Annotated in this window: 22 protein-coding genes and 1 tRNA gene; 20 read left to right on the top strand and 3 right to left on the bottom strand. The window is 47.3% G+C overall.

Annotated features, from left to right (window positions below):
• Window positions 1-36 precede the first annotated feature (36 nt).
• From J2Y43_RS30050 to J2Y43_RS30000, 11 genes are all read left to right on the top strand, one after another.
• A complete protein-coding gene (locus J2Y43_RS30050; protein ID WP_223408298.1) occupies window positions 37-1,545 on the top strand; it encodes a glutamate synthase subunit beta in 1,509 nt (502 codons plus the stop codon).
• Window positions 1,546-1,658: 113 nt separating this feature from the next.
• Entirely contained in the window at window positions 1,659-2,282 is a 624-nt protein-coding gene (locus J2Y43_RS30045) for a polysaccharide deacetylase family protein (protein WP_309991435.1), read from the top strand.
• 119 nt (window positions 2,283-2,401) lie between these two features.
• Window positions 2,402-3,172: a TatD family hydrolase gene (locus tag J2Y43_RS30040; protein WP_309991433.1), complete on the top strand. Its 771-nt coding sequence runs from the start codon at window positions 2,402-2,404 to the stop codon at window positions 3,170-3,172.
• Window positions 3,169-4,242 carry an asparaginase gene (locus J2Y43_RS30035; RefSeq protein ID WP_309991431.1) on the top strand — a complete coding sequence of 358 codons (1,074 nt, stop codon included), beginning with the start codon at window positions 3,169-3,171 and terminating at the stop codon, window positions 4,240-4,242. The genes J2Y43_RS30040 and J2Y43_RS30035 overlap by 4 nt, the downstream gene beginning before the upstream one ends.
• 68 nt (window positions 4,243-4,310) lie before the next feature.
• Window positions 4,311-4,397 (top strand) — tRNA-Ser (locus J2Y43_RS30030).
• A gap of 249 nt (window positions 4,398-4,646) precedes the next feature.
• Window positions 4,647-5,879: a site-specific integrase gene (locus tag J2Y43_RS30025; RefSeq protein WP_309991428.1), complete on the top strand. Its 1,233-nt coding sequence runs from the start codon at window positions 4,647-4,649 to the stop codon at window positions 5,877-5,879.
• Window positions 5,880-6,050: 171 nt separating this feature from the next.
• Window positions 6,051-6,362 carry a hypothetical protein gene (locus J2Y43_RS30020; RefSeq protein ID WP_309991425.1) on the top strand — a complete coding sequence of 104 codons (312 nt, stop codon included), beginning with the start codon at window positions 6,051-6,053 and terminating at the stop codon, window positions 6,360-6,362.
• A 17-nt stretch (window positions 6,363-6,379) separates the two neighbouring features.
• Complete coding sequence (locus J2Y43_RS30015) at window positions 6,380-7,036, top strand: hypothetical protein (RefSeq protein WP_309991422.1); 657 nt, start codon at window positions 6,380-6,382, stop codon at window positions 7,034-7,036.
• A 130-nt stretch (window positions 7,037-7,166) separates the two neighbouring features.
• On the top strand, window positions 7,167-7,301 hold the full coding sequence (locus tag J2Y43_RS30010; protein ID WP_309991420.1) for a hypothetical protein: 135 nt from the start codon (window positions 7,167-7,169) through the stop codon (window positions 7,299-7,301).
• Between the two features lie 298 nt (window positions 7,302-7,599).
• A complete protein-coding gene (locus J2Y43_RS30005) occupies window positions 7,600-7,905 on the top strand; it encodes a hypothetical protein (protein ID WP_309991417.1) in 306 nt (101 codons plus the stop codon).
• Between the two features lie 24 nt (window positions 7,906-7,929).
• Window positions 7,930-8,157 (top strand): DUF2442 domain-containing protein, encoded by a 228-nt coding sequence (locus J2Y43_RS30000; protein ID WP_309991416.1) that lies wholly within the window; start codon window positions 7,930-7,932, stop codon window positions 8,155-8,157.
• A gap of 800 nt (window positions 8,158-8,957) precedes the next feature.
• Here the strand turns inward: J2Y43_RS30000 and J2Y43_RS29995 are convergent.
• Both J2Y43_RS29995 and J2Y43_RS29990 read right to left on the bottom strand, forming a co-directional pair.
• Window positions 8,958-10,373: a hypothetical protein gene (locus tag J2Y43_RS29995; protein ID WP_309991411.1), complete on the bottom strand. Its 1,416-nt coding sequence runs from the start codon at window positions 10,371-10,373 to the stop codon at window positions 8,958-8,960.
• A 113-nt stretch (window positions 10,374-10,486) separates the two neighbouring features.
• Window positions 10,487-11,326 carry a LexA family transcriptional regulator gene (locus J2Y43_RS29990; protein ID WP_309991408.1) on the bottom strand — a complete coding sequence of 280 codons (840 nt, stop codon included), beginning with the start codon at window positions 11,324-11,326 and terminating at the stop codon, window positions 10,487-10,489.
• 69 nt (window positions 11,327-11,395) lie between these two features.
• Between J2Y43_RS29990 and J2Y43_RS29985 the strand changes: the two genes are divergently transcribed.
• The 9 genes from J2Y43_RS29985 to J2Y43_RS29945 all read left to right on the top strand — a co-directional run bounded on the left by J2Y43_RS29985 (window position 11,396) and on the right by J2Y43_RS29945 (window position 24,739).
• Window positions 11,396-12,133, top strand: coding sequence for an Error-prone repair protein ImuA (locus J2Y43_RS29985; RefSeq protein ID WP_309991405.1), 738 nt, complete (start codon window positions 11,396-11,398; stop codon window positions 12,131-12,133).
• Between the two features lie 5 nt (window positions 12,134-12,138).
• Window positions 12,139-13,638 (top strand): DNA polymerase Y family protein, encoded by a 1,500-nt coding sequence (locus J2Y43_RS29980; RefSeq protein ID WP_309991401.1) that lies wholly within the window; start codon window positions 12,139-12,141, stop codon window positions 13,636-13,638.
• Window positions 13,639-13,652: 14 nt separating this feature from the next.
• Window positions 13,653-16,886 carry an error-prone DNA polymerase gene (locus J2Y43_RS29975; protein ID WP_309991398.1) on the top strand — a complete coding sequence of 1,078 codons (3,234 nt, stop codon included), beginning with the start codon at window positions 13,653-13,655 and terminating at the stop codon, window positions 16,884-16,886.
• Between the two features lie 15 nt (window positions 16,887-16,901).
• Window positions 16,902-17,378 carry a hypothetical protein gene (locus J2Y43_RS29970; protein WP_309991395.1) on the top strand — a complete coding sequence of 159 codons (477 nt, stop codon included), beginning with the start codon at window positions 16,902-16,904 and terminating at the stop codon, window positions 17,376-17,378.
• 14 nt (window positions 17,379-17,392) lie between these two features.
• On the top strand, window positions 17,393-18,217 hold the full coding sequence (locus J2Y43_RS29965) for an SOS response-associated peptidase family protein (RefSeq protein WP_309991392.1): 825 nt from the start codon (window positions 17,393-17,395) through the stop codon (window positions 18,215-18,217).
• A 56-nt stretch (window positions 18,218-18,273) separates the two neighbouring features.
• A complete protein-coding gene (locus tag J2Y43_RS29960) occupies window positions 18,274-19,203 on the top strand; it encodes an abortive infection system antitoxin AbiGi family protein (RefSeq protein WP_309991389.1) in 930 nt (309 codons plus the stop codon).
• A 33-nt stretch (window positions 19,204-19,236) separates the two neighbouring features.
• Window positions 19,237-20,190: a toll/interleukin-1 receptor domain-containing protein gene (locus J2Y43_RS29955; protein ID WP_309991386.1), complete on the top strand. Its 954-nt coding sequence runs from the start codon at window positions 19,237-19,239 to the stop codon at window positions 20,188-20,190.
• A gap of 238 nt (window positions 20,191-20,428) precedes the next feature.
• Entirely contained in the window at window positions 20,429-24,139 is a 3,711-nt protein-coding gene (locus tag J2Y43_RS29950; protein WP_309991383.1) for a hypothetical protein, read from the top strand.
• A gap of 33 nt (window positions 24,140-24,172) precedes the next feature.
• Window positions 24,173-24,739: a hypothetical protein gene (locus tag J2Y43_RS29945; protein ID WP_309991380.1), complete on the top strand. Its 567-nt coding sequence runs from the start codon at window positions 24,173-24,175 to the stop codon at window positions 24,737-24,739.
• Between the two features lie 5 nt (window positions 24,740-24,744).
• Here J2Y43_RS29945 and J2Y43_RS29940 read toward each other — a convergent pair whose 3' ends face one another.
• Window positions 24,745-25,347, bottom strand: coding sequence for a recombinase family protein (locus J2Y43_RS29940; protein ID WP_309991377.1), 603 nt, complete (start codon window positions 25,345-25,347; stop codon window positions 24,745-24,747).
• Window positions 25,348-25,490: the final 143 nt, after the last annotated feature.

The following is a 25,490-nucleotide window of genomic DNA, read 5'->3' as shown; positions in this document are numbered from 1 at the left end:
GATCAACTATCAGAATTTTTTAAATCAGTAATAAGAATGGGAAAACCAACCGGATTTTTAGAGTTTGAAAGGGAGTTGCCGAAAAAAAGAAGCGTAGAAGAGCGCTTGAAGGACTACCGTGAGATTGAAACCGCACCGACCGACTCTAATTCCAAACAGCAGGCAGCCCGTTGTATGGACTGCGGAATTCCTTTTTGCCATAATGGTTGTCCGCTGGGCAACATCATCCCCGAGTTCAACGACGCGGTGTATGATGAAAACTGGGGACTGGCCTACGAAATATTAGCGTCTACCAACAACTTCCCTGAATTCACAGGTCGCATTTGCCCCGCTCCTTGCGAAGCATCGTGCGTGTTGGGCATCAACAAGCCACCGGTAGCAATCGAGTACATCGAGAAATCGATCATCGAAAAAGCATTTGAATTAGGTTTGGTTAAACCACGCATTCCGAAAACCCGCACCGGCAAGAAAGTAGCCGTGGTAGGTTCGGGGCCTGCGGGTATGGCGGCCGCTTACCAGCTGAACCAGGCCGGTCACTCGGTGGTATTGCTCGAAAGAGCGGATAAAATCGGTGGTCTGGTACGCTACGGTATCCCTGATTTCAAGCTCGACAAAAGCATTATCGACCGTCGTATGGCGGTAATGGAAGCTGAGGGCGTTGAATTCCGTACCGGTGTGAATGTGGGTGTGGATATCAAAGCCGAAGAATTGCAAAATGAATTCGACGCTGTGTTGCTCACGATGGGATCGACCGTTCCTCGCGACGTAAAAATCGCAGGTCGCCAGTTCAAAGGCGTACACTTCGCAATGGAATTCCTGAGCCAGCAGAACAAGCGCGTAGCCGGTATCGACCGCGTGGTAGATCACCGCGGCGTGGCTTATGCAAACGGCGAAATCCTCGCTACCGACAAGCACGTAGTGGTAATCGGTGGTGGTGACACAGGTTCCGACTGCGTAGGTACTTCGGGCCGTCACGGTGCGAAATCCGTCACGCAGATCGAGCTCATGCCTATCCCTCCGAAAGAGCGCGACGCAAGCACGCCTTGGCCAAACTGGCCGATGATGCTCCGCACGTCGACCTCGCACGAGGAAGGCTGCGACAGACACTGGTCTATCAACACCAAAGAATTCATCGGTGACGAAAATGGTAATCTGACCGCATTGAAAATCGTCGACCTCGACTGGCAGAAAGACCCTGAGACAGGTCGTATGCAAATGAGAGAGGTGGAAGGCAGCGAGCGCACCATTCCTTGTGACCTGGCGTTCCTGGCAGCCGGCTTCCTGCACCCGCAGCAAGAAGGCCTGCTGAGCGACCTCGACCTGGAATTCGACGAGCGCGGCAATATCAAAACCAACGGGTACCAATCGACTTCCAACGAGAAGATCTTCGCAGCAGGCGACTGCCGTCGCGGACAATCTTTGGTTGTTTGGGCGATCTCCGAAGGCCGTGAAGCGGCGCGTTCGGTGGACGAGTACCTGATGGGCGAGTCATTCCTTGAAGCCAAGGCTGTATCGATGCTGAATCCTGTATTTGCACACGCGTAAGCGGTACAGGTTTAAGCCAGCCTCTATATATTGTTATTGCAAGAAAGCTGCCCCACCCGGCAGCTTCTTGTTTTATATCCCTTTATATTTGAAGTGCAAATTTCATCGACAGCATGTTCCTGCATCATTCTCCATTCTGGCTGAAAGCGTTCTTCCCCGGTTTTACCTGGCATATTCCTACGAAAGAGAAAAGTATTTTCCTCACATTCGACGACGGGCCTATCCCCGACATTACCGAACAAGTCCTGGAATTATTGGCCAAATACGATGCCAAAGCCACGTTTTTCAGCATTGGCAATAACGTACTCAAACACCCCGATGTGTATGAAATGGTAAGAAACGGCGGGCACTCGATTGGTAACCACACATTCAACCACATGAACGGATGGAAAACGGAGGATGCCATTTACCTGGAAAACATCCGGCAATGCACGCAGCAGCTGAACCTCGAGACCAAACTCTTTCGTCCGCCATATGGCCGCATTAAGAAAAGCCAGTCGAAAGTGGTTTTGCGCGATAAACAGATCATCATGTGGGACGTGCTCAGTGGCGACTTTTCCCCGCAGATCAACCCTGAAATTTGTTTAAAAAAATCCATCCAACACACCCGCCCCGGCTCTATCGTGCTCTTTCACGACAGCATTAAGGCGTCCAAAAACATGCTTCACACCCTCCCCCGCTACCTGGAACACTTTACGGAACGCGGTTACAGGTTTGAAGCTTTGGGAATGCGTTAGGCTGTAAGCTTTAAGCTATAAGCCCTAAGCTATTGCTGTACATACTTTGCATAATCACCCATTTTTTTCAACAATAAAAAAGCTTAAAGCTTATAGCCTAAGGCTTAAAGCACAAAAAAATGATCGAAACCCACGCCCACATATACAGCGACGATTACGCCGAAGACCGCACCGCAATGCTCGACCGCGCCTGGAATGCCGGTGTAGAGCAAATATGGATGCCCAACTGCGACCACGAGACCATCGACGGCATGCTCGAACTCGCTGAAAAATACCCCGGTAAATGCCTCCCGATGATCGGCCTGCACCCCACTTATGTGAAGGAAGGTTTTGAAAAAGAATTACAGATCATGGAGGAATGGCTGAGCAAATATGAGTTCATCGCCGTCGGAGAGATCGGTATGGACCTTTTTTGGGATGTTACCTTCAAAGAACAGCAGGAAAAAGCATTTCTATACCAATGCCGTCTCGCGCGCAAGCATGACCTCTGGATCGACATTCATAGCCGGAGCGCGTTTTGGGAAACCGTTAAACTCATCGAAGATTTCGCTGATCCCGCATTGACCGGCATTTTCCACTGCTTCACAGGCACATTGGAAGAAGCGCAGAGGGCCATTGAACTCGGTTTCAAGCTCGGCATTGGCGGCGTGGCTACGTTTAAGAATGGAGGATTAGACAAAGTGATTCCCCACGTCGATATCGAGCATTTGGTGCTTGAAACCGACGCGCCTTACCTCGCGCCCGTTCCCTTCCGCGGCAAACGCAACGAAGTCGCTTACATTGATCTCGTAGCCCAACGCGTAGCCGATTTGAAAGAAATGAACAAAGCGGACGTGATCGCCGCCACCACCTCGAATGCGAAAAGCATGCTCAAAAAAGTAGCACAATGAGTTATACCAAAATACACATTAACCCCATATCCCCCGAACCGACGGTCGGTTCCGTGCTCGTAATTTACACCGGAGGCACGCTGGGAATGGTATACGAAACGAAGGGCAAGCAACTCGTCCCGTTCGATTTCCAGCAGATCATCGAGAAAGTTCCTGAAATCAGCCGACTCGATTTTGACATTACTTTCCTCTCGCTGTCCGAGCCGATCGATTCATCGAACATGCATCCGTCGATCTGGATCGAGCTGGCGACCATTATCGAGGCGCATTACGAGCAGTTCGACAGCTTTGTGATCCTGCACGGCACAGATACGATGGCCTACACGGCATCTGCATTGAGTTACCTGCTCGAAAACCTGAACAAACCCGTCATCCTTACAGGCGCGCAGCTGCCCATAGGCGTTGCCCGCTCGGACGCGCGGGAGAATGTGATTACGGCATTGGAATTAGCGGCAGCCAAAAACGCCGAAGGTCATCCTATCATTACCGAGGTTTGTATTTATTTCAACTCGCACTTGCTCCGGGGCAACCGCTCGAAAAAGCAGGAAAGCTCCGATTTCAATGCATTTCATTCCGAAAACTACCCTGCCCTCGCGAATGCAGGCGTAAACATCGAGTACAACTTGCCGTACATCAAACCTTACCAACCCGGCTTGCAGCTGAAAGTGCATAAGGCTTTTGACAGCAACGTGGCCTTCCTGAAAATGTTCCCGGGCATCAGCCAGCAAGTGGTGGAATCGATCCTGAACATTGCAGGCCTGCGCGGCATAGTCCTCGAAACCTATGGCGCCGGCAACGCTACCACCGAGCCCTGGTTCCTGAATGCGATCAGCAACGCCATCGAGCGCGACATTGTGATCTTCAACGTCTCCCAATGCGACGGTGGCCGCGTGTCGCAAGGCCAGTACCAAACCAGCAAATTCCTGCAACAGATCGGCGTTATCAGCGGCTCGGACATTACCGCCGAAGCCGCCATCACCAAAATGATGTACGTTTTCGCCTGCGAAAGCCGCGGCGGCGCCTGCATCGACATGCTCGGCAAGCCGCTGCGCGGAGAAATGAGTGTATGATTTTCCGGCACTAATTCTGCAATTTGCATTTGGAAACAACAATCCCTTTGCTATCTTTGCAGCCCGATAGAGAGGTGCCCGAGTGGTTGAAGGGGCTACCCTGGAAAGGTAGTATGTGGGTAACTGCATCGAGAGTTCGAATCTCTTCCTCTCTGCTGATAAGAGTAACAAAAAGCAACAAAAGCCTGTAAATGAGTCATTTACAGGCTTTTTCTTTTTTAAGCCTCTGCCAGAATATTCAATTTTACCCAATATTCTGGTGAGCATTTGGTGAGCATTGTCAAAGTAAACAATCTGCTCACCAGAACCGATATAACACACTGAATTACAACCTGTTTACGAAGGAAACATCTTGATTTTTTGACGGCATTGATAGTAGATTTAATTCACTTAAAACTATCATTATGTTATCTAGAAACCTCACAACGCTCTTTTACCTGAAAAAAAGAAGCGGCTATGTTAAAGGCCCGTTACCGATATATCTGCGGATAACAACCAATGGCGAACGATTTGAGATTTCCACAAAGAGAGAATGCGAGCCGGAAAAATGGAATTCGGTTACAGGTCGCAAAAACGGGACACGGGAAGATGCACGAGTTTTGAATAGCTATCTCGACAGCATGCAACTCAAAGTGTATGACATTCAAAAGCAGATGCTGGAATCGAACGTCGAACTGAGTGCTGAAAAGCTTCGGAACAGAATTAATGGTGTGTCGGACAAATCGAAAGATATCCTTGAAGTTTTTCGGGATCACAACGAGAAATTGGCGCGGATGGTAGGCAGTGACTATGCCTTGGGAACGCTTGGACGGTACAAAACCTCGTTCGACCACACAAAGGCATTTATTGAGTGGAAATATAAAGCGACTGAATTTGATATCACAAAGCTTGACTACGACTTCATATCAGAATATGCGTTCTGGTTGAAGGCGGAAAAGCAGCTAGGCCACAACACGGCAATGAAATACCTGACGAATTTCAAAAAAATCGTCATCATTTGTGTCAAGAAGGGTTGGCTAGTGCGAGATCCATTCGCAAACTACCAAATAACGTTGAAAGAAGTCAATAGGGAGGCGCTCACTCCGGCTGAGCTTCAGACGATTTCAAACAGGGATTTCGATAATCAGCGACTTGAGCACGTCCGAGACATCTTCATTTTCTGCTGCTACACTGGATTGGCGTATGCCGATGTCTACAAGCTCAAACGTTCCGAGATTGTTGACGGCGTAGACGGCGAAAAGTGGCTTTCAATAAAAAGACAGAAAACAGATACTCCGTCGCGTATTCCAATTTTGCCGATGGCTCAAATTGTGCTCGACAAATACGCCGGCTTCGCTGAGTGCATTGCAAAAGACAGGTTACTCCCCGTTCTGTCAAACCAGAAAATGAATTCTTATCTGAAAGAGATTGGAGATGTTTGCCGTATAAAGAAAGTCATCACATTCCATTTGGCGCGACATACTTTTGCCACTACTGTTACTCTTACCAATGGAGTTCCGATAGAAAGCGTTTCTAAAATGCTTGGGCATCGAAACATCAAAACGACTCAGCAATATGCCAAAGTTGTCGACAAGAAGATTGCTGACGACATGGCTAAATTAAAAGGTATACTAGTCAAGCAATGCCAGCCTTCTTGACTTGCATTCTAGGAATGCCCGAGCTCCCGTGCCAGGAGCTCCGGCATTCCTAGAATCGTCAATCCGTCACGGAATAAGGGGGTCTGTGGGACCATATTTTCCACCCACGCGCTGACTGCGGCATACAGGGTTCTCACGACCTGCTGTTGAAATTTAGCCTAACCGCTAGGCATGACTTCGCAGGACTACTATATTTACAGCCAGATAATCACAACTGTTATGGGGTTCGCTGACGAGATCATGCGGGAGTTTCTCGACGCACACCCCGATGCGGCCGGGGGACGTTGGTCTCAAGAGGAGCTCAACCAAAAGTTGAGCGCTTTTATGCAAAATCGCAACCGAAAACCGGTTGCCGGATTTGATGGGCTGTCCGCCGAGCAGATGCATCTGCTCCTTAACGACCCCTTCGGCCACGGCTCCATTATCCGTCGGCATCCAACACCTGCTGACACGACCATAGACCAGGTCCCTTTCTTTGTCTAATAGAAATTCTTTACGGGATGCTTTCAAATGGGCCAATTAAGCTGACCCCCAAAGGAAATTTACCCGTGTCGGTTTGTCGTGAACTGTATGAGCGCAAGCTTTTAATACAAGACGATATACAAAAAGGTTATACGAAAAAGATCTCCGAGGATAATGTGGCTTTCATACAGGCTTTGAAAGCCTGCATCCTAATAAGCCCCGATGTCAAAAAGCGAGGCAATGCATTATCGCTTACTCAATCAGGCCAAAAATCGTTGTCCAAAGAGCGCAATATTCTATTTTGGCAGGTATTTGACACGTATACCACGCAATTTAATTGGGCTTACTTGGATCAAGCCGATGCCCAGATCGGCCAGTTCGGCTGGGCGTATTCGATTTATCTGCTGCACCGGTATGGAGCCCAAGAAAAAGAGACAGGCTTCTACGCTTCCAAAGTCATTCAGGCATTTCCCCATTTGCAGGAACCAGTTCCCTCAACACGGTTTGAAGGTTTTTACCTGGAACCAGCACTGATCTACAGATGGCGCTTTGTTGAGCATTTTGCTGGGTGGTTCGGACTTATAGAAATTCGCAAAGGTACCAATGATGTTTTTGACCGGCAGGCAATTATACAAAAAGCGGCCATCTTTAATGAGCTTTTCCAAGTTGGTGCCCAGAAAGATTCAGTTAAATAAATTGGAATCATACTAACAGTTACATTTGCGAGTGTGAGAAAATTTAAACCTCAAAAGAGGTAATGAAGTGTTAAACAAATCACTTTAGTTGCTAAAAAATATGACATACAATACTCATTACCAGTAGCCGATGCAGGTCAAGGGCGCATTCCAGAATGGAGTGCCAATCCGGCAGGTGCCCAGGCCGGCCACCAACAAGCTGATCGCCGGCGCGCTGGCATTGATAGGCGGGGTGATGTGGACTTGGCTGTATTTCAAGCAATAAAATGTACAGAGCATGGATCAGGCCCAAAAGGAAGAGCTATCACGGGACGCGTCGCGGTTTATGATTATCGGATACTTTTTGTATTCGATGTTTTACTCATCATTGGAGAGAATTATTTCAACCGATAGGCTGCCGCTCCGGTATTTTTTGCTGGCAGGTGCAGCAGGTTTCGCCGTGGAAGTAGCGCTTTATTTTTCGATCCGGCACTGGCCTGGGCGGTGGAAGACCGCTATGGTGTCGGTGATCGGAGTTCTATGGGTCGGGGTTTGTTTATTTGTTGGTCGCTAAATTAACAGGTATGAACTGGATATTGGCATCGGTAGGTATTTTGGTGATTTTGTTGGGTATCGCTATCTGGCGTTTCAGACAAGTCGGTTGGCTGAGCAATGTCCCCAAAGGAGGTGAAATCATTGATAAAGAGAAAGCAGCCAGACTTGGCGGGAGTTATTTAGGCTTGTTAGGGCTGTGCTTCATTGCTTTCGGATACGCAGTCGAAAATTTACAAGATCAAACGATCATGGTGATTGTAGCTTGCTATATCCCAGTCAACATGGTCGTCTTGGTTTCATACCTGGTGGCCCAAAGCAAGAATATGCGTAGATAAGGATCAGATTAAAATTGGACGAGCATGGATAAGGAAATTAGCGTTAAATCTGTTTGGTTTCAGGATGAGTGCATCTTTATCCAAACGACATCTGGAGAAGAGCGGAGTCAGCCGCTAAAATGGTTTCCTAAACTCTTCAATGGCTCTCTGGCAGAGCGTCAGAAACTTGAGCTATCCCCCTTTGGTATCCATTGGCCGGATCTGGATGAAGATTTGAGTTTTGAAGGTTTTTACACCTACTCGAAGCTCTGAGACGATACGGTTATTTAAGTTCTATTGTTTTTTGAATCGGCAGTGATTGATTTTATGAGCGCAGAGCCAGCGGCAGATTATAAAAAGTACAGGTTGTTTTGGCTAATTCTGTCGCTGGGATTAGCTTTATTATTAATTTTCTTGACGTTTGGGATGTACCGGAATGCCGCCCGAAAGGATAAAATAGGAAGCAGGGGGAAATTGGTGTACATGAAAATTACACGTCGGGAAAGAGGTGCGGGGACATTGAAATTTCCAAATCACATATATGCTGAATATCAAGGAGTAGAACATGATTTCACCTGTGGGAGCAAGTTTTTTCGCAGCACAATGAAAGCCGATAGTATAGAGGTCAGGCTGGATTTAACGAGTGGGGCGGCTGCTCTTCCTGGGTCGGGTCGTGTCCGCCACGAGGCATTTTTGTATGTGATGATCATGGGGATATCACTAATAATGATTTGGAAGAGCATCCAGGAGTTCATTAAGTTTAATTGATGCAGGACAAAATCAGAAATGGTTCTGGTCGCAATAAACGCCCGTTTGGTGCGACCCTGGACGCCGGGCCTCTTGGTCGGCCAAATCGTCGGGCCGCTGCCGAATTTCTATAACTTTTCTTATGTTAAATAGAATTTGTAAGGTTAGGAATCGAATTCCTAGATTTACAGTTTCCCCATACTTACAATATCAGCACTATGAAATGGTAACTGCTGATTTGGGCAGAAGCTTCTTCCCTTCTTAGAGAAGCTGACCTAAGCAACGGTCAGCATTTACAAATACTTAAACAAATAAAAAAAGAAAACTCACCTTGCCACAGTTAACAAATGTTCGTCACGAATGCCAAAGTACCTCTTTAGAATTGCGTTGATTGAAGGGTTTAAAAATTCGTTACTGTTAAACGTTCCCCACCAAGATATCTCATTTTTCAAGAAATTGTCATAGTTTAACCCGTATATGGAACATTTATTTTTTATAACTTCAAACAATGGTTGAGCTGGATACACGTCTACATTTCCGTCATAATCTTCTATATCACCAGTATTATATGGTACAATATAGTCTTTCAATTCGGATAAGCTCCTAACGGATAATCTAATCTTACCTCTTATAGCTCTAATCTCTATCTTTTTATAATATCGAAGAAACAATTCATCATCCCAAAAGATATTGGGATTAGTCGTGAAGAATTCCCATAATTTATGTTCAGTGGAATAATCTCTGTAACCATCTGAGTTTCTTCTTACATAGCGATCAATAGTTATCTTTTGATCTAATAGTTTCTCACATTCAGATATTACAGATGTAGAGAGCCGACCATAAGAAATAAGTTGAAAGAATATATCATCCTTTTTTACTAGGTAATTATCTGAAAATGTGGGTTTTATATATCGCTCAAAGAGCTCTAAATCCCAATATACTCTTGGATTTTTGACCAAACTCGGAAGATCAAGCTTAGATTCATAGAAGTATCTCCAATCGTGATGAAATGGAAGGTAAGGACTGGAGCTTAATGATTTAAAGTTGATTTTGTCTTGGTATTTTTCTATCAAGCTGTTGTTCCATTGAGCATGAGGGTTTTTACACAAAATTGAGAAATTGAGGAATTCACTTAGCAGGTCAATTGTAAATTCATCAAATCTAATTTTACCCGATGCCGAAATTTTATCCCAGTCCCAAAGATCCTTTCCAGCCATTAGAACATCGTAGGATAATGGAAAATTTGGATCTTCTTGTATCTTGGCCCAATTTAATAGGGAAAAATCTTTAAAATATTCAACAAATTCAAGAGCACGATTCTCGTCAACATAAATGCTGTTGCTATGGTTGGTAGCCCCAAACTTCGATGTTACTAGATGTAGCATCTTAGGCATTGGATCAAATCGAATTTCATTTTCACCAATGACATCTTCGGAGGTGATTATATTGTATGCTAAAAGGTCACTTATTGATTTGTCATCATAGCGAATTGCTTTATCCCCGTAGGGAAGTAGATTACTACTCTGGAGAGTGGCGTTAAATTGCTTGGCATGAGCCTTGGACTCGAACACGTCCAGGCTCTCATATTTTGGAACTTTCAATAGGTGTTCGTATCGACCCAGGACTGCCTGATCGCTTTGAAAATTTATCAAGCCTTCTACCAGAGCATTAAGTCCGGTTTGATCGACGGGTAGATTAACACTGATCAACATCGCCCGGACTTGTTCGATTGAAAATGGCATGTGGCAATAGAATTATTTCCGTAAATTTTAGCCAATCTAATTGAATTTACCAAGTAATCATTCAGTTCAAGGTGACAACAATTGATGTTTGTGCATTCAACCTTACAAAATCCTTATATTCTACTATTATCAGGAATGATGCCGATTTTTTCCTGTATCATGTTTAATTGCTTCAAAATGGTGTCCATTGTCTGCGAGATGTGCTGCACCTCTGAGACTCTTTCCGGCACATCCTTGGAAAAGTAGCTGTGAAATTTCCAGATTTCAAGCACGTCGCCAGCGCTGATCTCATACGGCTCATACGCCCTGTTCAGCGATTCCAGAAGCATTTTATTCTCTTCTGGAAGAACCGTCACTTTCTTGAAAACAAAGTCCTGCTCACCGTCCAGGATCACAATGCATAGCGTCCCCGGCTTTATGGCCGTCCAGTCCTCGACATACCGGCAGATGACGTCAGCGCCCTCGGGCACCGGCAGCATCGAGTCGCCGGTCGTCGGAAACATCCGGAATGTTCCCGTTTGCGGAAGGCCTGGTACTGAGAATTTCGGCAGCGAGGCGATAAATTCCGGGTTGGCATACCCGCTCCGGTAACCTGCCTTGGCTTTCACCGGCACATACTCGACGTTCTCCTTATTGGCTTTATCTGTCGAAATGGCCAGCACCCGAAGGTTCGTCCCTTTGATGTAGAGCTCATTCCCCGCTTCCAGCTCCCGTAACGGCAGCTCCCCTACCCCACGCAGATCGATGCGAAAAAGATTGTCGATCGATAGCCCGAAAAAATCCGAGAATTTGATCAGGTCAACCGCTGACGGGTTTTCCGTTCTTCCAGCCTCTATGGCAGCAAGTTTCACCCTTGTGACGCCCAGCTGCTCGGCGAAATCTTCCTGGGTTAGTTTCCTTCGCTCCCTGAGAAACCGGATGTTGCTACCGAAAAAAAGTTTTGCGCTTGTCATGGCATAATGTTATTATTGAAATCACGTCAATGGTACTATTAATACCAAATATAGTAAAACATTAGTATTATGGAAACTGCATTAAAAAAAAGTGAGCTGGTTGCCAGGCTCAGAAGCGACATCGCCGCTTTGCAGGGCTTCCGTGCGCCGGCGTTGGGCGTCAAACACGACGACTTTGGCCTTGGGCCGGTAATGAAAGCTTTCCCGCAGAGCGTATTCCCCCGCGTGGGAATGCATGAGTTTATCAGCCAGTCAGCAGAGCAAACCGCGGCCACATCGGGCTTTATGGCCGCCCTAGCCGGTAAGATGATGAAACAGGACGGGCTCTGCGTCTGGGTGGGCACTCGCCGCACAGTTTACCCTTTCGGCCTGAGCCAGTTTGGCGTCTCACCGGACCGGGTGATCTTCGTGGATCTGAAAAAAGACAAAGACCTTCTGTGGGCGATCGAGGAAGCGCTCAAATGTGACGCGCTGTCGGTCGTTGTCGGTGAGATCAAAGAGCTCAACCTGACCGAGTCGCGCCGGTTACAGCTCACCGTCGAAGAAAGCAAGGTGACCGGCCTTCTGCACAGGGTGTCCCCTCGCCTTGCAAATCCAGTTGCCGCCGTCTGCCGCTGGCGGATCAGCCCGCTCCCCGGCGTCGAAGACCAAATTCTACCTGGCATCGGGTTCCCACGCTGGCAGGTAGAGATCGAAAAAGTACGTAACGGCGAGCCAGGCAGCTGGTCGCTCGAATTCCGCGATGGCAATTTCGAGCTCGTTGATGACTCTGTTTCTTTTCACCAGTATATATCCAAGGTTGGATAGCGGTCATGAAAAGATATGTGGCGATATGGCTTAGGCACCTTTTGGTAGACCGCGTGCTGCTCACCCGGCCAGAGATGGAAGGCAAACCTTTTGTGCTGGCCGCCAAGGAGCGTAACCGGATGGTGGTGAAAGCATCCAGCCGGGATGCTTTGAAGCTGAGTATCGAGCCGGGCATGGTGCTCGCCGACGCCCGCGCAGTGCAGCCGGACCTGGAAGTACTCGACTATGACCAGGCCCTACCTGAAAAGCTGCTACGCGCCCTGGCGGAATGGGCGATCCGCTACTCGCCGCTGGTGGCCGTTGACCTGCCTGACGGGTTGATCCTGGACGCTACCGGATGCACGCACCTTTGGGGATCAGAAGCAGCTTACCTGAAAGACATTGCAACGCGCCTGAAATCCTCTGGCTATGATGTGCGTACCGCTATGGCTGATACGATCGGCACGGCTTGGGCGGTATCTCGCTACTCGCGGAGTTTCCCGATCATAGCGCCAGGCGAACAGTTGTCTGCGCTCTTGCCGCTGCCGCCGCATGCGCTGCGGTTACCGGCCCCAGTCATTGAGAAAATGCAGAAGCTCGGGCTTTACCAGATTAAAAGCTTTATCTATATGCCGCCCTCGGTGCTTCGCCGAAGGTTTGGCCAGGCCACACTCGACCAGATCGGCAAAGCGCTCGGCAACACACACGAGGCCTTTGAGCCGGTACATCCTTGTGAGCCCTATCAGGAGCGGCTTTCCAGCCTGGAACCAATCCAGACGGCCGCTGGCATCGAGATCGCGATCCAGAAGCTTTTGGAAAAGCTCTGCGAGCGCCTTGTCAAAGACGGCCAGGGAGCCCGGCAGGCGGTGCTGCGCTGCTACCGGATCGACGGAGAGATCCAGCAGATTCAGATCGGCACCAGCGGGCCCTCATGTAGCGCCTCGCATATGTTCAAGCTTTTCGAGCTGAAAGTTGCCAGCATCGAGCCAGCCTTAGGCATTGAACTGTTTGTAATGGAAGCCCCGGTTACTGAGCCGCTGGCTAACGGGCAGGAAGCGCTATGGGACTTAAACACCGGTAATAAGATTACGCGAATCGCAGAGCTGATCGACCGGCTTTCAGCGCGGGCGGGCACTGGCGTCATCCACCGCTACCTTCCCGCCCAACACCACTGGCCAGAGCGCGCGATCACCGAGGCCAACTCGCTAACCGATCAGCCGGAAATAGAATGGCGGACCGACCAGCACCGGCCGGTGCAGCTGCTGGCAGAGCCCGAGCGGATCATTGTCTCGGCCCCGGTACCGGATTACCCGCCTATGCTCTTCCGCTATAAAGGCGATATCCACCGGATTAAAAAGGCGGACGGGCCAAACCGGATCGAGCAGGAATGGTGGATCACGGGCGGCATGCACCGCGACTACTACGCTGTCGAAGATGAGCACGGAGGCCGCTACTGGATCTTCCGGCTTGGCCACTACAATGAAGAGCTCACCGCCGAGTGGTTCATCCACGGCTTTTTCGCATAAAACCTTCCCCTGCCATGCAGTACACCGAATTACAGGTAACCAGCAATTTCAGCTTCCTTCGCGGCGCTTCGCATCCCGAAGAGCTCGTCGAGCAGGCGATCCACTACGGCTATAACAAGATTGCCATTACAGACCGGAACACGCTGGCCGGGATCGTGCGCGCGCACTCAGCTGCACGCGGCAAAGGCTTTGATATTATCCCGGCGGCGCGGTTGGACTTGATCGATGGGCCCAGCCTTCTGGCCTACCCTACTGACAAGCCCGCGTACGCGCGGCTTTCGGCGCTGCTGGCCTTGGGCAACCGAAGGACTGAGAAAGGAAAATGTGATCTCTACCGAAGGGATGTTTATGAGCATGCGGAAGGAATGAAGCTCATTGCCGTTGCGCCAATGACGCTGAATGCATCGTTTGGGTTTGATCCGGGCTTTGAAAGGGCGCTGCGCGAGTACCGCGCGGAGCTGGGCAGTGAGCTTTACCTGGCTGCTACCCGCTCTTACGTGGAAAGTGATGTCAAAAAGTTCTTCCGGCTTTCTGAAATCTCAAAGCGCCTGGGTATTCCGCTGGTGGCTACCAACGATGTGCATTACCATCACCCGGACCGCAGGCAGCTCCAAGACATCGTTACCTGCGTGCGTGAGAAATGCACAATCTACAATGCCGGCTTCCGGCTTCACCAGAATGCGGAGCGCTACCTGAAAGACCAGGCCGAAATGCTCAGGATCTTCCGGGGGTATCCCGACGCCATAGCCCGCACGCAGGAAATCGCAGAAGCCTGCACCTTCTCGCTCGACACACTGCAATACGTGTATCCCGAAGAAATCACTGGCGGCGACCGCAGCCCGCAGCAGGAGCTGACGTACCTGGCCTGGAAAGGTGCCAGGGATTTTTATGGGGAACCGGTGCCGGAAAAAGTAGCGGCCGCGATCGAGCATGAGCTCAAATTCGTAGCTGAAATGGATTATGCCGCCTACTTTCTGACGGTTTATGATATTGTCCGCTTCGCACGTGAGCGCGGCATCCTTTGCCAGGGGCGCGGCTCTGCCGCCAACTCGACCGTCTGCTTCTGCCTTGGCATCACCAGCGTTGATCCGACCAAGTTTGACCTCTTGTTCGAGCGGTTCATATCATCAGCCCGTAACGAGCCACCGGATATCGACGTAGACTTTGAGCATGAGCGCCGGGAGGAAGTAATCCAGTACATCTACCAGAAGTATGGCCGTGACCGCTCAGCGATCGTGGCCACCGTCACCCAGCTCCACCAGAAGGGTGCGGTGCGCGATGTGGCCAAAGCGATGGGGATGTCGGTCGATGCGATAAACAAACTTTCCAGCTCAATCTGGGAGTTTACCGATGAGTGGTTTGAAGGAAAGCGGATTTCCGATCAAGGCTTTAACGCTAATGACCCACACCTTTTGAAAGTGCTGGACCTGACCAAGCAGTTCATGGGCTTTCCGCGCCAGCTGGGCCAGCATACGGGCGGGTTTGTGATCACCCAGGGCAAAATCACCGACCTTTGCCCGATCATTAACGCCCGGATGGAAGACCGCACCAATATCGAATGGAACAAAGACGATATCGATACGCTGGGATTTCTGAAAATCGATGTGCTTGCTTTGGGCATGCTGACCTGTATCCGCAAAGGGTTTGACCTTTTGAAAAACCACTACCAGAAAACTTACACGCTGGCCACGGTGCCACAGGATGATCCGAAGGTGTATGAGATGATCTCGCATGCTGATACGATCGGGGTTTTCCAGATCGAAAGCCGGGCGCAGCAGTCGATGCTGCCCAGGCTCAGGCCCGAGAACTTCTATGACCTGGTTATCGAAGTCGCCATAGTCCGGCCGGGCCCGATCCAGGGGGATATGGTACACCCTTACCTGCGCCGCCGGAACGGCGAAGAGCCGGTCGAATATCCTTCCAAGGAACTCGAAGACATTCTCGGCCGCACGCTGGGTGTTCCCCTGTTCCAGGAGCAGGCGATGAAGATCGCGATCGTCGCGGCGGGCTTCACCCCTGCCGAAGCTGATAAGCTCCGGCGCAGCATGGCAACCTTTAAGCTCAACGGGCTTGTCACCCAGTTTGAAAAAAAGCTAATCGACGGCATGACCGGACGTGGATATACGGAAGAATATGCGCGCCGGATCTTCCGGCAGCTGGAAGGTTTCGGAAGCTACGGGTTTCCCGAAAGCCATGCGGCCAGCTTCGCGCTTTTGGTGTACGTCTCTTGTTGGATGAAGTGTTACTATCCGGATGTGTTTACCACTGCGCTATTAAATAGTCAGCCTATGGGTTTTTACCAGCCATCCCAGCTTGTGATTGATGCCCAAAAGCACGGGGTGAAAGTGCGGCCGGTGGATGTGAACATTTCCAGCTGGGACAACACCCTCGAAGAACCAGAAGGGGAATATAGGGCGATCAGGTTGGGGTTCCGGCAGGTGAAAGGGTTGGCCGAAAGAGATGCATTGGCTTTGATCGCCGGGCGCACCGGGCCCTACAAGGCAATCCATTTAATGCGGGATGTGGGCGTATCGCAGGAAGCGCTGGAAAAGCTCGCCGATGCAGACGCGTTCCGATCGATGGGAATGGACCGGCGTCAGGCCATGTGGGAGGCGACAGCGCTCTCCGACCGGCCGATGGGCGCTTTTTTTAAAGGTCACCGGTCAGCTAGCGAGTTCGAAGCCCCGGTCGAGCTGCCAAAGCTCTCGCTTTCCGAGCATGTTGTGCAGGATTATATGTCCACTTCGCTTTCGCTGAAAGCGCATCCGGTTTCCTTTGTACGACCAGATCTTGCCGCCAAACGGGTGTTCAAGACTGCTGATCTTGCGGGGCTACGCGACAAGCAGTTTGTCCGGGTTGCAGGCCTGGTGCTCGTGCGCCAGCGGCCGGGAACTGCCGGCGGGGTTTGCTTTATCACCATCGAGGACGAATCAGGTGTGGCTAACCTGGTGGTCTTTCAGAGCCTTTTCGAAAAATATCGGAAGGAGATCCTTCGCTCGCGGCTTTTGATGGTTGAAGGCAAGCTGCAAATCGAAGGGGAAGTGATCCATGTGGTCGTCCGGCGCTGCTATGATATGTCCCCGCTGCTGCGAAATCTCAACCAAAAAGATGAAGATCCGGATGTATTGACCCTCTCGCGCGCCGATGAAAAAGATGAATATGTCTCCCAGGCTGTTAACCGCAAAACCCAGGTCCGAAAGAAGCCCGTGCAATTGGAAATCTTTCCTTCCGGGCGTAACTTCCGTTAACCCGTATTCTGTGCCATGGTAGCCGCTTACAACCCTTTCGAAATCCTGAACCTGCCCATGATCCGGCGCATCACTCAGCACGGCAACCATTTCATCGTGTTGCAACGATTCAACTGGCCGGGGATCAAAGAAGGCTTTGGCTTTATGGCAACCCCCTATAAGGACGAGAAATCAGGCAAAGCGCATGCCGCCCAGCTCTCGGACAAGGAAGGAAAGCTGCTTAATCTCTCTGCTGACATCAAAAAGATCACCGCGCTGATCAACGATCCCCGGTACAGCCTTTTCCTTTGCACCTTCCGGGAAGAGACCTGGAACAAGAAAATGATTAAATTATATCAGCGGAATATGATATCTTACATCAAAGCTCATATGCCGGTCAATTCCAACGATGCGATCGTGATCCAGATCGATTTGAAATTCGGTAGGCTTAAAGCCACGGTCACAGCGAACGGGCCCGAGCATGAGTTTGACCTGTATGAAATGATAAGATAAGCACCCTTTTATATATGATGCAGTACCTTCTCCGACGTCAGCTCTGTTACGACATATCCCTTCACAGCGATATTGAGGTGACCAAGGAGGTTTTTCCCAAAATCAAAGATAAGCGAATTGTCCAAGACTCGCCCATCTATGATCACATCAGCTCGTTTGCCTTTCCTGAGTACCCGGTGATCACGCGCCAGGGAACAGAACTTGTCCTCTCTGAAATGGAATGGTCGCTGGATCCTGTCTACGAGAAAAACCCAGTCGAGCGTCGGAAGCGCCGTACCAAAATGGCCGACATCCAGTCCGAGCGCGTGCTGGGTGACACCCGCTCCTACGCGCATCGAATCCGGCGGAACCGGTGTCTTATTCCAGTAACAGGTACTTATGAGCATCGTGCGATCCAAGGCTGGGCAAAGAAAGTACCCTACTACATCTGGCCCAAAGACCGCAAGATGCAGTTTCTGCCAGGGCTGTTTCAAGTCATTGAATCGATCGGACCAGCCGGTGAAAAAAGACAGAGCGCAAGCTTTGGGATGCTTACGCGGACGGCTAATGAGCTCATGGCGAACATTCATAACGACGGCGAGTTTCGTCACCGGATGCCACTGTTTCTGACGCCAGAGCTGGAAGAGTTTTGGCTTTCGGAGCATTTTACGGATGCGGATATGAAGGCTTTGTTTGATTTCATGCTATCATCGGAAGCACTGGACTACCACACGGTTTTTAGTATCAGAGCAACGAAGCCGCGGCCGGACGGGAAGCCAAAATTTGAATTTTGGCGGTATGAAAATTTGCCGCCACTGGGTGACGACCAAGCTACCCCATCTCAATTTTCTCTATTCTGAAAAGTGCATAAGCCACCTCGAAATATACGAAATAGTCTCAACCGTAAACCTTCGCCATGCCAATAAGTTCATCCGCATTATTTCACTTCACAAACAATATCGAAAAATTTCAAAGCATAATTTCAAATGGCTTCAGAGTAAACGTTTCTATCGAAACTAACTCAATCTTGAAGGGGAGAAACAAACACGCAAAATTCGCCCTTGCAATCCCAATGGTATGCTTTTGTGACATTCCAATCTCGTTAGTTAAAAATCATGTAAAAATATATGGAGGACGAACCCCGTTCGGCCTTGGTCTTTCGAGAGCCTGGGGCATAAAAAATTGCTCACCCGTAATATACTCAGACCCTGACGGGCCATTTCGGGATTCGACAGCGACCGCATCAATGGCTTTCAAAGATTTACTGGCAACAGAGACACTGAGCGCATTTACCGAATCTGCCTATCGAAGAGATTATATCGAGATTTATACTTCCTTCCGCAATGAAGTGGAAAAACAAATAGTATTAAAAGCAGACTTATACTTTAAACCTATCGTAGGCGACTATAACTACGGAGGCGCCTTTAAATCAAGTGAACCTAAATTTCCAGACTACACGTTTTACGATGAGAGAGAGTGGCGCTACATTCCAGGTAAAATTGAACGATTGCCATATTATGGAGACCTTTCTTTCTGGCGAAAACGGGCCGGATTTCTTCCTGAACAAAATATCGAAAACTTCTTCACAAAATACGTATGGGAATTCCACAAAAACAAACGTGACTTGTATGGAAAATTCGAAAATTTGAAATTTGAATCTACTGATATAGAGTACATTATAGTTGATACCGATGAAACACTTAAACAAATCATTAAGTGGTTGTTGTCAGCCGACAATGAATCCACAATAGGAGGAAACACTTTGAAAAACAGGGACGATATCTATCTTTTGATAAGCAAATTAATTTCTTATGAAAATATTCAAAACAACATCTTTGCCAACTAGACCAACAAATCCGTAAAACTCAAAACAATACCAGTGGAAAATCTTGAAAATGAGGATAAAGGTTACGAAGCACCCAAAGTTTTCATATCGTACTCCCACGACAGCCAAGAACATAAAAGCTGGGTCCTTCGCCTCGCAAGTAGACTTAGATCCAATGGCGTAGACGTCATCCTTGATCAATGGAATCTTCGGATAGGGTCAAATCTGGCATTGTTCATGGAGCTTGGCTTATCCAAAGCAAACCGGGTGGTCTGCATTTGTACCGATCGTTACAATGACAAAGCAAACAACGGAAAAGGCGGTGCTGGATACGAAAAAACAATATTCACGGCAGAACTGCTCGACAATCAAAACACCAGCTGGGTACTCCCGCTTATTCGAACAAGTGCGGAAAAATCAAAAACGCCCACATGCTTGAAAGGGCGAATGTATATTGATTTTACTGATGAACGTCTCTATGAATCAAACTACATCGCTTTATTACGAGAATTATTGGACGAACCAATTTTACCCATACCAGAAATAGGTAAAAATCCTTTCAGAAATATCGAGATGTTTAGTCAACAGCGTTTAGTGGCAAAAAATGAAAGATTCTCATCGCCATCTATCCAGGGAACAGTAGATTTCGATTACTCAAATAATGATGGACTTTACAACGTAGGAACTGGAAACCTCCTATTTGAAATACAGTTTAGCCGCGCAGGGACAGGAGTAATCTACGTTCTTAGTGACTCAGATACAATAGATTCTGTCGCATCCGCAGGTAATCAGTCTGCTATCTCAGGCGTCGGAGATGCTTCCAAGCTTGATTATACATCCCGATCCAGGACGATTTATTCGGGGCAGGTTGCTGTGTTCAGAAATGTCAACGGTTTCTATTGTGCTATAAAAATTCTCCACGTGGAAGCGGCGACAAATCGCTTTTTATACGACGAAGTATTGTTTGACTACCGTATCCAAACAGACGGCACGCCAATATTCAATTAGAGCTAACTAGACTACCTTTTTGAAGTCACAAGTATAAAGTAATTCTATAATTTCCAAAAGTCCAATGTTCTGGTATTGAATGGCATCTAACCGTCGTATCAAAAATTAACTCAGCCCTTAAATGATCTTCAATTCATCCGCGTCTCAAATAGCTGAACTCAATAGTACACAATTGGTTAGTCTGACAAGGTTGCTCTTGTTCGCAGAGAGCCGTTATCTCAACATACCATTGAGGGCGATGAGCGTACCCCTGCAAATTACAGTTCCAGACGGGGGCGAAGATGCGAGAATTGAGTGGAAATCTGAAATTAGTCATACTAACTATTTACCATCAAATAGATGCATTATTCAGATAAAAGCAGCTAAGAAGTTCGACACCTCTGACATTGAACGGGAGATAATAAAAGGTAAAAAGGGGAAAAAGTATCTAAATAAGGCAATCTGCGAAGCAATTGAAACGAACTCAGACTATCTGATATTGTGCTCTTTACCGTGTGTAGAAAAGAAAGTTAAAACGTTAGAAAAATCCATCTGTGAAATTGTCGCTGCAGGAGGAAAAAAAATTGATTCTAACAAAGTGCACTTTTACGATGCGAATAAAATTTCTGATTGGGTAATGTCACACCCAAGTGTTGCGCTCTGGTTAAATTCTCAGGGTAGAACCCGTCCATATTCGGGATTCTATACACATACTATGTTGGGAAAGCTTGTTGCAAATAATAAGTGGGTCAACGATAAAGAAAAGCGATACTGGATAACCGGTAGCAATATTAAAGACGATAAAAACGGCGATCGAAACATTCTTGATTTTGATAGTATTCGCGAATTAATATATGAACAACTTGAGTTAAACGGGATACGATCAATCAGGATTTGCGGCCCATCTGGGTATGGAAAATCTCGATTTGCTTATGAAATTTTCAACAAATTGGATACAATTGGCGAAAAGGTTCACCAAAGTGAAATAGTATATACCGAATATACTGGAGACGACAAAATACGATCTTTGGCTCTCGAGATTGCGGAACTTCAATACTCAACCATCTTAATTGTAGATGAGTGCCCTGATGAACTGCACCAAAAGCTCGTCGAGTTTGTCAACTATACTGGGTCCAAACTTCGTATAATTACAATTGACATCGAAACTGGAATTCACAGGTCTACAAGAACCCTAACAGTCTCCATGCAACCGGCGTCGAACAATCTTCTGTTTGGAATAATTAGATCCAAAACGCCAAACTTAGCCGCAGATGACGTTCATTTCATAATTAAACTGTCTGAGGGCTTCCCACGAATGGCCATCTTGGCTGCCGAACAAGCGCACAATCAGAAACACTTGGTAACGTCAGTACAGGAGTTAATTTTAAGAATTTTATGGAACAAAGATGTACCAGATCATGCAGTTCAACGATCAATCGAGTCGCTATGTCTGTTTGATTGGGTAGGCTTTTCTGAGCGATGGGGGCGTGAGGCTGAGTTTATTGCGACTCATTTACTATCTGTCACAGAGGACGATTTCATACAACATATCAGTAGGTTTATAGATCGAGGTATTGTAGGGCATCGTGGCGACCTATGGCAGATAAATCCAATACCACTTGCGGCAATCCTTGCTCAGCAACGTGTGAGATCATTACCTGAAGGAAAACTTCTTACTTTCTTCAACATAGCCCCTATCGGCCTTAAATTGAGCCTATTGCGGCGATTCCAATGGATTGATACAACGACTGAAGCGCAACATTTTGCTAATGTACTTTTACAGCACCAGAATTTCGGAAACCTTGCTGCGATTTCAAACAGCAGTGGCGCAGAATGCTTTTATAGGTTAGTTCACATAAATCCAGATGCGGCATTGACGACTCTTGAAAAAATCATCGATAGAGCCAGTATCGCGGAAATCGAAAGCGTAATCGAGGGAAGAACTTGGATCGTAGAAGCATTTGGGAAATTACTCTTTCCTAAAAAGTATTTTCATCGTGCTGTCATGAGATTTCGAAAATTTGCAATTGGTGAAGCTCAATTCCAATTTGACAACAATTCACGCCGACAGTTCAAAAGACTATTCCAAATTCATTTTTGTAACACGGAGGCATCCTTAGCGGATCGGTTAGGAATCTTGGAAAATGGAATAGCATCCCTCGATCGTTCAGAAAAAGAACTATCCATCATGGCAATCGATAACATGTTGCAATTTCCACATTTCAGGCAATGGCATATTGGCATTGGTCAGATAGGAAGCCATAAGCCTCTTAAAGAATACGAACCAATTGACGAGACAGAAGTAAGTGACTACATTATTTCTTGTGTTCGTCTATTAAAAAAGGTTATCAATGAGGAAGATGAACTATCGCTGTTTGCACGAAAGGTAATAACTGACCACTTTAAAGTACTATTGGATAGAATTGACACTGCGTACATCCACGATCTCGTAAACGATTTTAGAGAAGAGAGAATGCCTCGATTCTTAATCATCAAAGAACTAAATGAATGGATATATTTTCAAAGTAAAGATTTTAAAGCTGATTTCGTAGACGAAATCAAAACGTTATACAAGTCGCTTCTTCCCGAAAGCCACAATGAAATGATCCTGCTACACACACAATGGCTGCATGGTTTACAAGATCCGGAAACAACTTTTGAAGAGCGCTCGCCTGAACATTATTACCATTCTCAGCAGATTCTCGACAGCTTAGCGGAATCGGTTGTCAACGATAGCCAAAGCATCGCGTCCCTGATCGAGAATCTGCTTTGGAGTGATGCAGAGAACACCTTGTTCTTTTGTAAGAAATTAGCGGAATGCTCTAATTCACCGGCGCACCTATTCAACATTGCTGTTACTGAGCTCGGCATGGGAAAAGGTAGTCCAAATATCGATGTTATTAGAGGGATAATCCTTGGCATGTCCCTCAAAGAAATCGACTTAGCGAGAAACTGTATTTCGAACTTAATAAAATCAGGCACACTACAAAACCAAAGCATTAATCCCTTGTCCGCGTACGAAATATATTGCTTTGACACAGAGGATGCGACAATTTTTATTGATCTATTAGACTCAGGTAAAATTCATCCACAAGACTTTAACATTTTCAACTTTTTACAGAAACTTTGCTACTTACCTATCGAGGCCTGGCATCGGCTTATTGATAAGATCCTTAGTTTTGGTCAAGAAGGCGTTGTAGCATCAATTATTATCCTTTCCCATGTACTCGACCACAAACCTGAAAGGTCAAAAGAACTTCATGAACTGACTCTTCGGGTTCTCTTTGCAGTTGACCTATTTGATGAAACGAACGTCGATACCGACAGTCTAGTCGAGTCTCTTATTAGTACAGACTCTATTACTTCAACAGATGCATATCGCCTCGGCGTACATTTGTTCGATACCATGGCGACATTAAGTCACTCGCGTCGATATCACGACGTAATCTACAAGTGCTTTGAATACCTGATTGGGCGGTTTCCGGACGAGATTTGGAAATCAGCGTTACCTTGGTTCGATCGAACGACAAATATACCTTTCGACGATTTGTTGTCGCCTACCTACACCGACCATCTTGGGCCAGGCCTAATATTTGGAATAGCTAAGGAGACGTATATGCGATGGGTTGAGCAGGACTTGGACACCAGAGCCAAGTGGGTTATCGCATGGTTGCCTATTATTTCTAAGGTTGACAGCGACATAACTTGGCATCCGGCTACTGAAAGCTATGTCCGGACTTACCATTCGCACTCAGGCGTGCTAGAGGCTCTTAAATACCGTCTCGTTTCACGGACTTTAATTGAACCGCATAATGTGCATCCTTCGTCCCTTCTGCCGATGTTGAAAAAATGGCAAGAAATTCCGGAAATTAAGTTGCAAGTTTGGGCAGGGAAGCAAATTACAGAAATTCAACGAGCCATCGAAGAAGAGCAAAAAGATGTTGATGAACGAATGGTAAGAAACAGGTAGGTTGAACCCAATTTCGAAACGAATTAAACTATTATGAAAGTAACAATTCTACAGGCAGCAACCGCAGCATCGCTCATTGTTATTTCTGTTCCAGTATATCTGTACTACCAAATGTTTGGGTCATTGGAGTTATCCCATGATTTGGAAATCTGGGCTCATTTTAGTGATTTTTTTACACTATGGTTAAGTGTCGTTAGTTTAATCATGATTTTCGCGCTGACCTATTACGTTAGCGTTTTAGAATCAAATCGAGAAAAAGAACGTCAAAAACTTGAAGACGCGCGAAACAGGCCAATTTTGGTTCTCCAAGTGGATAGTGCAAACTATAAGGTTGTAAAAAACATCGGTATCGGTCCGGCTTTGAATCCCCGAGTGACGATCAAGAATACTGATGGTACGTACCTTTCCGAGAAGGTGCTCCCACCAATCATGGCTGGGGAATCGCAAAAAGTAAATCTTATGGCATTGTTTAATACTGACTGGCCAGTTGTCTGCTTTATCTATCAAGACATATACGGCAATGACATTACTACAGAAACAGACGAAAAGTACAGTGTTAGAATTTTTGTGGGCCGCAATGAACTACGAGGCGATAAGTAGTGTCCCTACATCCTTTTTGACCTCTCCCAGCCCTCGATCTCAATTCCTTCATGCCTGAGATAATTATACAAAGTGGCTTTACTCCCGATCTTCAATTGATCACAGATCTGTTTCGTCGTGTATTTTTTGCTTTGGTATAATATCGCAGCCAAACTTGCTAGCTCCTTAGATTTCTTTGTAAGTCCTTTTGGCCTGCCTCCTACTCGGCCCCTTGCGCGGGCAGCTTCCATTCCTGCTAATGTCCTTTCCATCAAAATCTCTCTTTCATTTTCCGCAAACACAGAGCTCAACATGTACCAGAGCCTTCCCATCTTAGTAGACGTATCAATCCCCTCAGAAATACTCCGGAAGTCAACCCCCATTTCCTTCCACTCCACCATCAGCTTTATGAGTTCATAGGTGGCCCGGCCTAAGCGGTCAATTCTCCAGACAACGATTACATCGCCCTTTCGGAGCTCGGAAACCATCTTGGCGTACTCGGGGCGCTCCTTCGACGCACCCGATACTTTCTCATGAAAAATCTTCTCGCACCCGGCCTTTCGGAGAGCATCGAATTGCAGGTCCTGATTCTGTTCGTTCTTCGAAACCCGTACGTACCCAAAAATCATCTCAAATTACATTATAACCCCTATCGTCGCAATATACTGTAATTTGATTGGATATTCCGTTGAAGCTGACCCCGTACCGGGCATACTGACCCCTCTAATTTAGGTTCTGATCTGAGAGATTCTGATGGGCTGACAATTTTACC

Origin of the sequence: Dyadobacter sp. BE31, assembly GCF_031457695.1 — a bacterium.
GTDB lineage: Bacteria > Bacteroidota > Bacteroidia > Cytophagales > Spirosomataceae > Dyadobacter.
Note: the sequence above shows the minus strand (reverse complement) of the source record. Positions and strands in the feature narration are given on the sequence as shown.

Coding starts and splice junctions, on each gene's coding strand:
- J2Y43_RS29995 (WP_309991411.1), bottom strand. CDS start 10,373: ATGCCATTTTCAATCGAACAAGTCCGGGCGATGTTGATCAGTGTTAAT.
- J2Y43_RS30025 (WP_309991428.1), top strand. CDS start 4,647: ATGTTATCTAGAAACCTCACAACGCTCTTTTACCTGAAAAAAAGAAGC.
- J2Y43_RS29945 (WP_309991380.1), top strand. CDS start 24,173: ATGAAAGTAACAATTCTACAGGCAGCAACCGCAGCATCGCTCATTGTT.
- J2Y43_RS30035 (WP_309991431.1), top strand. CDS start 3,169: ATGAGTTATACCAAAATACACATTAACCCCATATCCCCCGAACCGACG.
- J2Y43_RS29965 (WP_309991392.1), top strand. CDS start 17,393: ATGATGCAGTACCTTCTCCGACGTCAGCTCTGTTACGACATATCCCTT.
- J2Y43_RS29940 (WP_309991377.1), bottom strand. CDS start 25,347: ATGATTTTTGGGTACGTACGGGTTTCGAAGAACGAACAGAATCAGGAC.
- J2Y43_RS30015 (WP_309991422.1), top strand. CDS start 6,380: ATGCTTTCAAATGGGCCAATTAAGCTGACCCCCAAAGGAAATTTACCC.
- J2Y43_RS30010 (WP_309991420.1), top strand. CDS start 7,167: ATGCAGGTCAAGGGCGCATTCCAGAATGGAGTGCCAATCCGGCAGGTG.
- J2Y43_RS30020 (WP_309991425.1), top strand. CDS start 6,051: ATGACTTCGCAGGACTACTATATTTACAGCCAGATAATCACAACTGTT.
- J2Y43_RS29980 (WP_309991401.1), top strand. CDS start 12,139: ATGAAAAGATATGTGGCGATATGGCTTAGGCACCTTTTGGTAGACCGC.
- J2Y43_RS30040 (WP_309991433.1), top strand. CDS start 2,402: ATGATCGAAACCCACGCCCACATATACAGCGACGATTACGCCGAAGAC.
- J2Y43_RS29970 (WP_309991395.1), top strand. CDS start 16,902: ATGGTAGCCGCTTACAACCCTTTCGAAATCCTGAACCTGCCCATGATC.
- J2Y43_RS30005 (WP_309991417.1), top strand. CDS start 7,600: ATGAACTGGATATTGGCATCGGTAGGTATTTTGGTGATTTTGTTGGGT.
- J2Y43_RS29975 (WP_309991398.1), top strand. CDS start 13,653: ATGCAGTACACCGAATTACAGGTAACCAGCAATTTCAGCTTCCTTCGC.
- J2Y43_RS30000 (WP_309991416.1), top strand. CDS start 7,930: ATGGATAAGGAAATTAGCGTTAAATCTGTTTGGTTTCAGGATGAGTGC.
- J2Y43_RS29950 (WP_309991383.1), top strand. CDS start 20,429: ATGAGCGTACCCCTGCAAATTACAGTTCCAGACGGGGGCGAAGATGCG.
- J2Y43_RS29960 (WP_309991389.1), top strand. CDS start 18,274: ATGCCAATAAGTTCATCCGCATTATTTCACTTCACAAACAATATCGAA.
- J2Y43_RS29990 (WP_309991408.1), bottom strand. CDS start 11,326: ATGACAAGCGCAAAACTTTTTTTCGGTAGCAACATCCGGTTTCTCAGG.
- J2Y43_RS29985 (WP_309991405.1), top strand. CDS start 11,396: ATGGAAACTGCATTAAAAAAAAGTGAGCTGGTTGCCAGGCTCAGAAGC.
- J2Y43_RS30050 (WP_223408298.1), top strand. CDS start 37: ATGGGAAAACCAACCGGATTTTTAGAGTTTGAAAGGGAGTTGCCGAAA.
- J2Y43_RS30045 (WP_309991435.1), top strand. CDS start 1,659: ATGTTCCTGCATCATTCTCCATTCTGGCTGAAAGCGTTCTTCCCCGGT.